The following is a 12,622-nucleotide window of genomic DNA, read 5'->3' as shown; positions in this document are numbered from 1 at the left end:
GACATGAAGGAAAATGTCTTAAAATCATTTATTAGAGACACGTATAAAAACACGTCACCTATCCCTTATATCATCACGGGACAGGTTTTCATGTTTGTTTTACTTCATATTTTCGAACTACTAACATTTGACGAAATCGTATCTTTGGATCTTTTCAAATGGACATATGAGCACCTAAGTCTCCCTATGTCATTCAAGGCATTCATTCAACAACCATGGACAATAGCAACACATGCGTTTTTATACCAAGGGATTTTTAACCTTCTGTTCGATTGTCTTTGGTTATACTGGATTGGCAATATTTTTCTAAACTTTCTAAACAACAGGCAGTTTCTCACTGTATTTATAGGCGGTATATTGCTGGGTGGATTAGTTTTTCTAGGGATAGGCTCATTGCCTTATTACTCCAATCAAACAGCTTACTGGAACACTACAGCACTTGGATTAGCCGCCTTGATCAGCAGTGTGACGATATTAGTTCCCAATTTAGAGGTACGTCTATTCATCTTTGGGAATGTCAAGTTGAAAACAATAGCGTTAATATATCTTGCGCTCGAGTTTGGATTTCTGATGGTAAGTAATCCAGTTACAGCGGTTGCTTATCTATTCATGGCCGGTTTTGGTATATGTTTTATGTGGCAACTCCAAAAAGGAAATGATTGGAGCAAATTTTTCAAAAGAGGTAAACCACGCCAGCATCTCAAAGTCGTACAGGGTCAAAAACAACAACATATTGTCGAAAAAAGAAGACACCATTCAGATTTACCCAATCAAGAACTTATTGATCAAATACTGGACAAAATTTCTATAAGTGGTTATGAAAGTCTAAATTCGCAGGAGAAAGAGGTGCTTTTTAAAGCCAGTAAGCAGGATCAGTAATGACAAATCGCTCATTTTTCCGCAAACGACTTGGGTATTTTAGCAGAACGATATTTATTACAAATATTCTTGCTATAATCGCTTTATTATTGAGCTATTCAGCCTCTTTCATTGACCCTCAACAATTTTGGCCCATTGCTTTTTTCGGCCTAGCTTTCCTTCCTATTTTAATTATCAATATGGGCTTCATTATTTATTGGTTATTAAGAAAAAAAAGATATATCCTGCTTAGTTTACTAGCCATTATATCAGGTTGGACCCTATTGGGCAAACATATTAATTTCAGAAATAGCAACGACAAAATTGTTGTTAAAGCGGACACGACGCTAAGAGTGATGAGCTTTAACGTACATCTTTTTGAAAGATATGACAGTCCAAAGGATAATTTTAAGGAAGAAACAGCAGAACTAGTTAATACTGTCAACCCGGATATTGTTTGCTTTCAAGAGTTTTACAGTCGCATCAGAGGATCTCGTCAATTCACCAAAATATTAAAAGAAGAATGTAAATTTGAAGATTATTACTTCGAACCCGTCTCAAAAAATGACTATGAGGGCTATGGCCAAGCTATATTTTCAAAATTCCCCATCATAGATCATGGAACTATCTTTAAAAACGGCTATGGTATCAACCGGATTATATTTGCAGATATCAAACGAGAAGCAGATACGCTGCGCGTATATAACGTACACTTGCGCTCGTTTGCCTTTCAAGAAGAAGATAAAGAGTTTATACAAAAGTCGGCTACAGCACAACTTAAAGATGAGCAGAAAACAAAACGTGTAGGGCGTAAGCTCAAAACAGCATTTACCAACCGCAGTGAACAAGCTAAATCATTACGCAAACACATTGAATCGTGTCCCTACCCTTACATAGTGATGGGAGACTTTAACGACACCCCCATGTCGTACAGTGTCAATACCGTCGGACAGGGTATGTACAATGCGTTCGAAGAGAAGGGGTTTGGCTGGGGAGTTACCCATTTCGGATTACTGCCATTATTTCAGATTGACTATATCTTTTGCGAAAAATCCATTACCGTGGACAATTACGGAATTGTTAACGAACGACTATCTGATCACTATCCCATATGGGCAGACCTTATTCACTAACTATTGGTTGATGAAACTGACGAAGCAGGGACCAATAGCTCAACAGCCTTCCTTACATACTCATCTTTTCGATTCTTCACTTTAAAATAAGCCTCTCTACCAAAGTAATAACGGCCAACGATAGCTTCAATATCGGATTGAATAAGTTTTAAAAGTCCCTTACTTCTTTGCTCATTCACAATTATATTTCGATCCTTCAGATACAGAATGAATTTATCGTATTCTAACTGGGGTAGATGATATCCCTGAATAAAGTTCTCAATAGAATAAGCTGGTAACTGCTTGGTAAATCGTTCATAGACAAACTGCTCCAGATAACTTGACTTTACAATATCTTGATACAAAAGACTGACTTCGTTAGAATCTACAGAGATATTAACATCAGGCTTTATTCCCCCTCCACTAAACAACTCTCTACCGGCCAGCGTTTTGTACATTTGGGCATTTGCAAATGTGGTATCTAAGACCCATAATCCTTTATACATGCTCGCATAGTCAATCATATTTGACCAGTTGGCCGTGTATTTCTTTTGTATGCTCCGTCCTAATGGGGTATAGTATCTGGAAATACTCAGATTTATTCTCGAACCATCCAAAAAGTCAAACTGTTCCTGAACGATACCTTTACCATATGACCTTCTTCCGACAACGGTAGCCCTATCCCAATCCTGTACCGCACCGGCCACTATTTCCGATGCCGAAGCCGTCCCCTCGTTAATTAATACGATTAGCTTACCCTCTGTATACTCGCCTGCGCCCTCCGAGTAGTATTCTCGTTTATTCTCATGGGCCCCCTCGGTGTATACTAACATTTTACGATCATTAAAAAACTCACTCGCAAGACGTAGCGCAACATGAAAATAACCACCACCATTATCACGAAGATCTAAGATCAGATTTTGAGCGCCCTGCTTCTTCAGTTCTTTAATACTTGCCTTAAAATCTTCAGCGGTCTTCAAGCCAAATCGCCGTATCCTTACATACCCAATAGTAGGCCTCACCATGTATGAAACATCAACCGAACTAACTTTGATTTGATCACGCACTACATGAAAGGGCGCTCTCCTCTCATAATTATCTCTCGCCACATATATAGCAACAGAAGACCCTTTCTTTCCCCGAATCATTTTGTCAACTGTATTTTGTCCGACTTTGCGCCCCGCCACATGAATAGAGTCAATTCTAAGAATGCGATCCCCTACTTTCAATCCTGCTTTTTCTGCCGGTCCATCAGCGATAACCCCTACGACTAATAATGTATCATTAAGGTTAAAAAACTCTAAACCGATCCCTTCAAACGTCCCTTCTAATGCTTCGGACTGAGCTTGGGATTCATTGGGCAATAAATAAGATGAATACGGATCCAAGTGGGCGACTATATGATTTATCGCACCGTTCTGTAAAGAGTCAACATTTAAACTATCCACATAGCTGTTAGATAGTAGATCAAGAACTTGTTGAATCTTATATGAATTATCAGACAATCCTATAGGTACCAGCGAACTACCTGGATTATTACTCTGTTGGTCTACATAATTTTGTCCGAGAATTAATCCTAAAAACAAAGTTGCCGCATAAGTTGCAGCTACAAAAATATTCCGTCCAGTACCTTTTTGCATTTATTTAACCCGTTGCAATTAAACTAGGATTTAAACTGTTGTAAATTGGGGGGTTCCCTCAAAAAAACACAACATACAAAGATACCAAAATAACTCCCAAACTATTAAAAGTCAACAAATAATTCCCAACATTTTCATAATTCTTAGAAAATAGGATGAAGAGTGAGAATTACATTGCAGATAAAAACGAAATTATTTAGGTTTGGGAAATTTTTAACAGCTATGCACGAGATCGAACCTTATTATCAATGGCGAGATGATTATATTGCTTCAGAAGACGAAAAATCGCCATTTTTTGGAACGATCTATAGTGAATTTGAATTTGATAAACAGATCTACAATTTCCTCCTTCATCCGCAATGGGATGATTTTGGCTCTCAGACCCTCTATCTAAAAATATTATTCGTCGATTACGAACATGGCTATGCTATCATAGAGCTCATCGGCGAATGGAATGATGCTATCTACAATGACGTTATGCTCCTTAAGCGAGAGATTATTGATGTATTGGGACAAGAAGGTATTACAAAATATATACTTATTGGTGAGAATGTACTCAATTTCCACGCTTCAGATGACTCTTATTATGAAGAATGGTTTCAAGATATCGAAGAGGGTTGGATAGCTGGATTGCATTTCCGTGAACATGTCATACAGGAGTTTCAGTGTGCAAATATAGATTACTACATCAACTTTGGGGGCCTTTTAAACGAAATACCATGGCGAAGCTTAAAGCCAAAGCAACTGTACCATCATATACGTGAACATCTACAAAAAAGACTAGAGCTATAAATAACTGTAAGCTCCAATTGCAACAAATTAGCTAAAATTAACCAATCTACTGCTGTTTTTCCATTTTATAACTTGCCTATTCTCTGTATTATTAACTAACTTTGTCTCCAGGGATTTCGGACGGCAAGAAGAAGGTTGCGAAATCGTATTTTTGAATTTTAATTTTTTACTTTAACATTATGGCTTTCAGAATAGAAAAAGATACCATGGGTGAAGTTCAAGTACCTGCAGACAAGTACTGGGGCGCACAAACAGAACGTTCACGCAATAATTTCAAAATAGGCCCATCAGCTTCAATGCCCCATGAGATTATCGAAGGCTTCGCTTACTTGAAAAAAGCAGCTGCTTACGCCAACCATGAATTAGGTGTACTTCCTATCGAAAAACGCGATGCTATCGCAACTGTTTGTGATGAAATATTAGCCGGGAAATTAGACGATCAATTTCCATTGGTGGTTTGGCAGACTGGATCTGGAACACAATCCAATATGAACGTTAATGAAGTTATCGCCAATCGTGCCCAAGTCTTGGCAGGCAGAAATATAGGAGAAGGCGAACCTGTCCTAAAAGCAAATGATGATGTTAACAAATCACAATCATCCAACGACACTTTTCCTACAGGCATGCATATCGCTGCTTACAAAGCTGTGGTAGAGATAACAATACCAGGTGTTGAGAAGCTTCGTGACACGCTAAAACGTAAATCAGAAGAATATATGAACGTGGTCAAAATAGGTCGTACGCACCTTATGGATGCTACACCATTGACATTAGGCCAGGAGTTATCTGGGTACGTGGCGCAGTTAAATTATGGGATTAAAGCTGTAAAAAACACATTAGAACACCTGTCTGAGGTGGCTTTAGGTGGAACAGCAGTAGGAACTGGTCTGAATACACCTAAGGGATATGATGTCACTGTTGCTAAATATATTGCAGAGTTTACAGGCCATCCGTTCGTTACTGCAGAAAATAAATTCGAAGCACTGGCTGCGCATGATGCTATCGTAGAAACACATGGAGCTTTAAAGCAACTTGCGGTATCATTAAATAAAATTGCAAATGACATCCGCATGTTGGCTTCGGGGCCTCGCTCTGGTATCGGAGAGATATTAATCCCAGAGAATGAACCGGGCTCTTCTATTATGCCAGGAAAGGTAAACCCTACGCAATGTGAGGCTCTTACTATGGTCGCAGCTCAGGTTATGGGCAATGATGTAGCAATCACCATTGGCGGTACACAAGGTCATTATGAATTGAATGTTTTCAAACCAGTAATGGCTGCTAACTTCTTACAATCAGCTCGCCTGATTGGAGATGCATGTATTTCCTTTGAAGAGCACTGTGCTATAGGGATCGAACCTAACTACGCACGTATCAAGGAACTTGTAGATAACTCATTAATGTTAGTTACTGCCTTAAACACAAAAATAGGCTACTATAAAGCTGCAGAAATTGCGCAAACCGCGCATAAAAACAACTCAACCTTAAAAGAAACAGCAATAGCTCTAGGTTATGTTACAGCTGAGCAGTTTGATGAATGGGTAAAACCAGAAGAAATGGTGGGTAGTTTATAATAACCGGGTGGAAAAACGCTTAAAATCAAAAAATAACAAACAGGCATGCTTAATTTTTTTATTAGGCATGTTCTCTTTGTTTACTGCCTGTCAACGTCATTCTGAAATGCAAACCAAAGGAGTCTCCTTTCTTCAAGGGGTATGGACACAAGACAGTATTCCTCAACAGGATCAAATGTTGACTTTTGCATTACATGAATTCACCTTCACCTGTGATTCTATATACACCAAAATGCACGTAAGATCTAAAACTAAAACGATCCCCGACAGCTGCTTCGGCGATGGGTTTTGGAGCGAGTACGCCAAAGGTGTCTATGTATTACGTGGAGACAGTATTATAGTAGAAGGTATCTATACAAAAGAAAACGGAAAGCAAAAGATATCCGGCTGTTACAAAAGTGGTCAATACCTCCCGAGATTTAAATTAGTATACCATGATAAAGACTCTTTAGTATTGGAAAATAAATTTGATTCCCGTCCAATCATTCTACGAAAAATTAAAGATATCACTTGTGTGCCTAAAAAACGCTGGGAGATGTAAGAAAACTAAATGAGCCGCAATTCTGTTGCGGCTCATTTAGTTAATTGATCAGCTTCGATTCGTCCGAAGATTTCAACAAGTTTGCTTTTAATTCATTTTCAGACTGTAATAACTCCTGCTCTACTATTTTGCGTTTTTCTCTTCCGTCTCGTTGTATCTGTAGCACCTGCTCAATCGTACTGATAATATCCACATTTGCTTTTTTTATCGTCTCTATATCGACAATCCCACGTTCTGTCTCCCGCGCCACATTGATCGTAGACTCTTTAAGCATTTCTGAATTTTTACGTAACAGTTCATTGGTTGCATCCGTGACAGCCTTCTGCGCATCCAGTGCACGTTGGGCATGAGCAATACCTAAAGTGAGTACCATTTGGTTTTTCCATAACGGCAAGGTATTGACAATACTGGATTGAATTTTTTCCATTAAAGAGCTGCTATTACTCTGGATCATCCGAATTTGTGGAGCTGTCTGCAACACGACCATTCTCGTAAGCTTTAGATCATGTATCTTGCGTTCAAAGCGTACAACATGCTGCTCCATATCTTTGTAAGCCTGTATTTTGTGTTGATCACCCGTAGATTCCGCTTCCTGCCGAAGCGCAGGTAAAGTAACATTGCGTACTTCCTGAAGCTTCTCCTCTCCAGCAGCAATATGTAAAGATAACTCTTTGAAATAATTTTGGTTTTCGATAAAAAGCTTGTCAAAGATATTAACGTCTTTCAATAAAGTTTTGTAATGTCCTTCCAACTTGAGCTCGATCTGATGGATATTCTTTTCCACCGAAGCATACTCTGTCCGCATACGCTGTATCTTCTTCTTCAAGCTATCAAAAAAGGGGATCAAGGGTTTTTTATTCAGATTCTCGTCAAATGATTTGATATCTGAACGGAGATTTAATAGGATCTCTTCCGCCCCACCCATATCTTTTGTACGAACTTGCTTCAATATTTCATTCGAAAAATTACTGACTTTCGTCTGGCTAGCTACACCAAACTGTATAATATCAGTTGTCGAATTCAAATTTATCTTCTCTCTGTATTGTTGGATCAGCGCCTTCTCTTCGTCAGAAAAGTTCACTTGCATATCTTTACTTTTGTCTTGGTTATTATCTTCGTAGGTTGTCAGATCAATAGTAGCCATAGTTTATTATTTAATCTTTTAAAAGGTTCTTATTTCTTAAGGTTTGCAGATAAACATCCGATTCAGCGGAAACATCCAGTAATCTTGATTTTATTAAATTGGTCACATCCAATTCAATTGCTGAGGCAGCTTGCGCTAAAACGGCTTCTAATTTGTTCTTAGAATCTAACGTAATCTGATTATGTAATCTTGTGTTTTCTAAATCATCGTATTCACGAAGTACATTTACAACAGTACCATGTCTTACCAAAAACTTCTCGGCCTCCTGAATATCCCTCTGTTCCAATAAATGGAACAGACGTACTATTTTACCGACATATTCTTGTATCCCCCTATGATCTATTTCTTTCTGATAATACATTAATTTCGTCACAAAAGACTGAGGTGTTTCTATTTGGGCCTGTGCTAATTCAAGACGACGCTGGTCTGCCAACGTATTAATCCAAGTCAAGGGACGTACCTCAGCCAACTCCAATCGTTGCAAATAGGATTTGGATTGATTGAGCAACAATCCATTTCCAACTATATATGAAGAGATATACCCACAAATAGTGAACAGCATTCCCTGTGACATAGCTCCAGCAAATAAGTAAAAGGAATAGAGAAGACCGACCTGTAGAAAAAGGAGAAGCCAAGATAATGCATACCACGATCTTACTTTACTTTTAGACGCCTGTGCCATCATCACCAAGGGATGAATTGGAGGAAAGAACATCAAAATAGACAGGAAAGTCCATTTTAACCGTCCAAATTCCCAACGTTTACTCTTTTTTGTCGCCCAACCCATAATGCAATTTAATTATTTTTTTTGGTAAATAACCAACTATTCATTTCTTCAAAGAATCTATTCTCAAGTCGTTATCCAATTCTTGTTCCAATTATCCTATTTTTGCGGTATGGCAGACAAAAACAGTTACATTATATACCTACGTGTCATTGCGACAGTCTTTGTTGTCCTAATACACGCCTCCACAGGTTTTCTCAACCATATTGACACGAATGCATTCGACTGGAATTATGCCAATTGGATAAATGCAGCAACACGATGTTCTGTACCTATATTTGTCGTCATCTCAGGAGCTTTGTTACTGCAAAAAGATGAAAATACGTTGAAATTTTATAAAAAACGTACTCCAAAATTAATCTATCCCTTTCTCTTCTGGACGTTCGTTTATCTCCTATACTATTTTTATCGTTATACTAATTTCGAATCCTTATCGCTTGAAAGAATATTGAGCATTACCCTAGATAAGATACTTCATGGTGCTAATGCTCATCTGTGGTACTTATACATGATAATAGGCTTATATCTTGCCATTCCTTTTCTCCGAAAAATCATAATTCAATCCTCCATTAAAGAGATTGAATTGTTCTTGTTTTTCTGGCTTTTAGCTATGCTAATTTCAAATAAGGGCCTTTATGCTGTAATGCCTAAATTCGATCTCACCTTCTTTTCTGGCTATGTTGGCTACTTAGTGTTAGGATACTATCTTAGTGTCAAATCGTTTAATAAAAAAAGAATCGTATACGTTGTTGGCTATTTTCTTATGATTATAATCATTGGATGGGGTACATATCTGCTCAATAAGGATGCAAAAAAATTAAATGCTTTTTTATACAACTATCTATTTCCTACTACCGCATTGGCTACTAGCTTTCTCTTTTTATGGATCAAGGAGTGGCAAAAAGAAAACAACAATACTCCGAAATGGATCACGATAATTGACAGATATAGCTTCGGCATTTATTTAAGCCACATTATCCCCTTGAATTTTCTACACCCGCTATTATCCCAATACATGAGCACGGTTTGGGTCATTCCCTTAGCGACGATTACCACGATAATCGCTTCGACTGGAATAACGTATTTACTCCGAAAGATCCCTCTGGGAAGACATGTTAGTGGCTAAGTTCTAATTTGGAGGTAACAAGTCATTATCAAAACAACTGATAATAAAATACCGCGCCAAACCAAACGTAATTTCATCTTCACTCAATGTAGAGAGTACGACTTCGCAATTATTTAAAATCCTTCCCATAGCATATGTTTGGATTTGCTGTTGAATGGGATTCGTAATCAAAGTAGCAGCTTTTGCAAAATTTCCTCCTAGCACTACACGCTCCGGATTAAAAATCTGAACAAAGAGTGCAATCGCCTTACCTAAATTTTTCCCCAACTCTGTAATCAATTCAATGGCGTACTGATCTCCTTCGAGGGCAGCATTTATAATATGTTGAGGTTGTATATTATCACTGTTGAATTTTTTAGACAACAATGTAGGCACATTATTCGTGATATCTTGACTAGCTTTTTTTACCAACGATATCCCCGAAGCCACCGTTTCTAAACACCCTCGCTTACCACAATAGCACAGCTCACCATCTTCAATAAAACTCATATGTCCCATTTCTCCGGAGAAACCATTTTTACCCATATAAATCTCTCCCTGAGCGACTATACCTAAAGCCATCCCCCAATCCATCAAAATAGTTAAACCGTTTTCTACCTGCTTTAAAGCTCCAAAATTTTGCTCCGCATAAGTTGTCAATTTCACATCATTCACAATATATACCTTCTTAGCAAAGGCTTCTTCCAGATGATCTTTCAAATCAAAATCTGACTCGAAAAAGAAGGAATAATTTTTACCATTTGTCTTATCAATCAATCCTGGCATAGAAATAGCAACCCCAGATACATCCGACCAACTCACTCCATTCTGCATAGCGTACGCTTTAATCACTCCTTCAAATTCCTTTAAGCCCTCTAAATCTCTAGTCAGATGATTTTCATATATTTGAGATGGTGCCAAAATCTTACTATTATTATCGACAAAAGAAACCTTTACCGAAAACCTATTGACCTCAACACAGAGTACTTTAAAAATCCCATCATTCAATTGATATAAGTTAGGTTTTCGCCCCCCGATAGACTCTCCTCTTTCATTTTGAATGAGTAACTTTTGATCGATCAATTCCAAAATCAGCGTATTCAATGTAGGGAAACTTATTCCCAATACCTTCATAAGTTCATTAACAGATATGGCATCTTTAACGTATACTGCACGGAGTAGCCTATTCTTTTTCTGCATGGCACGAATTTGCTTCGGATCTGATAAATTCAACAAAAGGCTTTCTAATACACTCATAAATAGGTTTCTTAACTAAATTGACAATTTATCCATCATCAACGGCTTCTAATATACAATTTAAAACAAATAATAATAAATATAACCTTAAAAATAGAAGTTTATTAAATTATTAGCATAAAGTGCATGATGAAATTTTAAAAAATAGACAAACTAAAAAAGCTATTCCAATGGAATAGCTTTGTAAAATCTGATATCGAGCGGCCTTAGAACGGCAAATCATCATCATCCGCACCAGAAGAACTGATATCTACCGGAGCAGGCATATCTGCATAACCTGGAGTTGATGCAGATGATCCCGTATTTGCAAGCTTAGTTACGCGCCAAGCTACTAAAGAATTAAAATAAGTTGTAACTCCCTCTTTATTTGTCCAAGGACGTCCGCGAAGGTTGAATGAAACTTCAATCTCCTCACCTACGGCCAAATTATCAAAGATGTTAACTCTATCTTGTGTCGCTTCAAAGCGAATATACTCTACAAACTGTGGGTTCTCGGCGTATGCAACAATAAGATCTCTTTTCTTGAAAGACTCTGTAACCTGCTGTAAAGCACCAACTTCATGTACTTTTCCTCTGATTTCCATATTCAAAATTATTAAACGATAAAATTACACATTTTTTGCGTTCTAGATTAACTAACTTTGTAGAAATATGAAGGAAGTTTTCAACACCCCGAAAAAGGTGATCGTCACATGCAATAAAAGACTATCGCCGTACCTACAAGAAGAAGTAGTCTCCCTAGGCTTTGAGATCAAACGCGCATTCAATACGGGAGTCGAACTATATGCATCGGTGAACGAATGTATTAAGCTTAATTTAAACCTACGAACAGCAAGTCAGGTCTTGTATGAATTGGCCTCTTTCCGAGCCAACGACCCGAAGGAACTTTACGATGGTTTGATTAAAATTGAATGGGAAAATATCATCCCTTTTGATGGGTATTTTTCAGTAACCTCAAATGTTCATAACGAAACGATAACAACTCCGCTCTTTGCTAACGTGAAAGTAAAAGATGCCATAGTTGATCGTATCAAAGATAAAAAAGGGGTACGGCCGAATTCCGGGCCCGATTTTTTCAAATCTGTCATCCATCTGCATTGGATGGAAGACCGGGCTGAGATATTCTTGGATACTTCTGGTGAAACACTGGCCAAACATGGGTATAGAAAACATCCTGGCAAGGCCCCCATGCTGGAAGCATTAGCAACTTCGACCATACTGGCTACTAAATGGGATGGCAAATCCCCTTTTGTCAACCCTATGTGTGGATCTGGCACATTAGCAATTGAAGCCGCGTTAATCGCGCAGCATAGAATGCCGGGACTGCAACGTATGAATTATTCCTTTATGCATTTTATAGGGTATGATGAAAATATTTTCTTTGCTGAACGAAAGCTACTCAAAGAAAAGGCTGACAAATCACAAGTCCCTACGATCATAGCTTCAGATATAGCCGAACAAGCCATAGAAATTGCGAAAATCAATGCAAAAACAGCAGGCGTAGAACATCTTATTGATTTTCAAGTTTGTGATTTTGCAGAAACAACAGTACCAAGTGAACCGGGAGTCATTATGTTTAACCCTGAATATGGAGAACGACTAGGTACCCATACAAAACTGGAAATTACGTACAAACGGATCGGGGATTTTATGAAGCAAGAATGTAAGGGATACCGCGGCTATGTATTCACAGGAAATCCAGATCTTGCCAAAAAAATTGGGCTGAAAGCATCTAGACGTTTTGAGTTTTTTAACGGGAAACTTGATTGTAGGCTCCTGCAGTATGAATTGTACGACGGCTCTAAAGAGAACTAA

The 12,622-nt window shown here is 38.1% G+C and carries 12 protein-coding genes; 7 read left to right on the top strand and 5 right to left on the bottom strand.

All coding sequences use genetic code 11. From position 1 onward, the window contains the following. The first annotated feature begins 3 nt into the window (after positions 1–3). Both G7B20_RS11205 and G7B20_RS11200 read left to right on the top strand, forming a co-directional pair. Positions 4–879, top strand: coding sequence for a rhomboid family intramembrane serine protease (locus tag G7B20_RS11205; RefSeq protein ID WP_164111289.1), 876 nt, complete (start codon positions 4–6; stop codon positions 877–879). Between the two features lie 179 nt (positions 880–1,058). Further along, positions 1,059–1,991 (top strand): endonuclease/exonuclease/phosphatase family protein, encoded by a 933-nt coding sequence (locus G7B20_RS11200; protein ID WP_240452873.1) that lies wholly within the window; start codon positions 1,059–1,061, stop codon positions 1,989–1,991. Here G7B20_RS11200 and G7B20_RS11195 read toward each other — a convergent pair. Further along, on the bottom strand, positions 1,988–3,610 hold the full coding sequence (locus G7B20_RS11195) for a S41 family peptidase (RefSeq protein WP_164111285.1): 1,623 nt from the start codon (positions 3,608–3,610) through the stop codon (positions 1,988–1,990). The two genes, G7B20_RS11200 and G7B20_RS11195, sit on opposite strands and share 4 nt — an antisense overlap. A gap of 222 nt (positions 3,611–3,832) precedes the next feature. On the opposite strand from G7B20_RS11195, the gene G7B20_RS11190 reads away from it, so the two are divergent. The 3 genes from G7B20_RS11190 (at position 3,833) to G7B20_RS11180 (ending at position 6,517) form a co-directional block, all read left to right on the top strand. After that, positions 3,833–4,402: a hypothetical protein gene (locus G7B20_RS11190; protein ID WP_164111283.1), complete on the top strand. Its 570-nt coding sequence runs from the start codon at positions 3,833–3,835 to the stop codon at positions 4,400–4,402. A gap of 179 nt (positions 4,403–4,581) precedes the next feature. Next, positions 4,582–5,976, top strand: coding sequence for a class II fumarate hydratase (gene fumC / locus G7B20_RS11185; RefSeq protein WP_164111281.1), 1,395 nt, complete (start codon positions 4,582–4,584; stop codon positions 5,974–5,976). A gap of 106 nt (positions 5,977–6,082) precedes the next feature. Beyond that, the gene (locus tag G7B20_RS11180; protein ID WP_240452872.1) at positions 6,083–6,517 is read left to right on the top strand and encodes a fumarate hydratase; all 435 of its coding nucleotides are present in this window, start codon (positions 6,083–6,085) and stop codon (positions 6,515–6,517) included. Between the two features lie 40 nt (positions 6,518–6,557). On the opposite strand, the gene G7B20_RS11175 is transcribed toward G7B20_RS11180, so the two are convergent. Both G7B20_RS11175 and G7B20_RS11170 read right to left on the bottom strand, forming a co-directional pair. Further along, entirely contained in the window at positions 6,558–7,661 is a 1,104-nt protein-coding gene (locus G7B20_RS11175) for a toxic anion resistance protein (protein WP_164111279.1), read from the bottom strand. 10 nt (positions 7,662–7,671) lie between these two features. After that, positions 7,672–8,448 carry a hypothetical protein gene (locus tag G7B20_RS11170; protein WP_164111277.1) on the bottom strand — a complete coding sequence of 259 codons (777 nt, stop codon included), beginning with the start codon at positions 8,446–8,448 and terminating at the stop codon, positions 7,672–7,674. 109 nt (positions 8,449–8,557) lie between these two features. Between G7B20_RS11170 and G7B20_RS11165 the strand changes: the two genes are divergently transcribed. After that, a complete protein-coding gene (locus tag G7B20_RS11165) occupies positions 8,558–9,571 on the top strand; it encodes an acyltransferase (protein WP_164111274.1) in 1,014 nt (337 codons plus the stop codon). 3 nt (positions 9,572–9,574) lie between these two features. On the opposite strand, the gene G7B20_RS11160 is transcribed toward G7B20_RS11165, so the two are convergent. Next, positions 9,575–10,807, bottom strand: a complete 1,233-nt coding sequence (locus tag G7B20_RS11160) for an ROK family transcriptional regulator (protein ID WP_164111272.1) — start codon at positions 10,805–10,807, stop codon at positions 9,575–9,577. Positions 10,808–11,013: 206 nt separating this feature from the next. After that, complete coding sequence (locus tag G7B20_RS11155; RefSeq protein WP_164111270.1) at positions 11,014–11,391, bottom strand: DUF3127 domain-containing protein; 378 nt, start codon at positions 11,389–11,391, stop codon at positions 11,014–11,016. A 67-nt stretch (positions 11,392–11,458) separates the two neighbouring features. Here G7B20_RS11155 and G7B20_RS11150 point away from each other — a divergent pair, with 67 nt between their 5' ends. Continuing rightward, positions 11,459–12,622: a class I SAM-dependent RNA methyltransferase gene (locus tag G7B20_RS11150; protein WP_164111268.1), complete on the top strand. Its 1,164-nt coding sequence runs from the start codon at positions 11,459–11,461 to the stop codon at positions 12,620–12,622.

The organism is Sphingobacterium sp. xlx-96, assembly GCF_011007365.1.
In the GTDB taxonomy this organism is placed as follows: Bacteria; Bacteroidota; Bacteroidia; order Sphingobacteriales; family Sphingobacteriaceae; genus Sphingobacterium; species Sphingobacterium luzhongxinii.
Note: the sequence above shows the minus strand (reverse complement) of the source record. Positions and strands in the feature narration are given on the sequence as shown.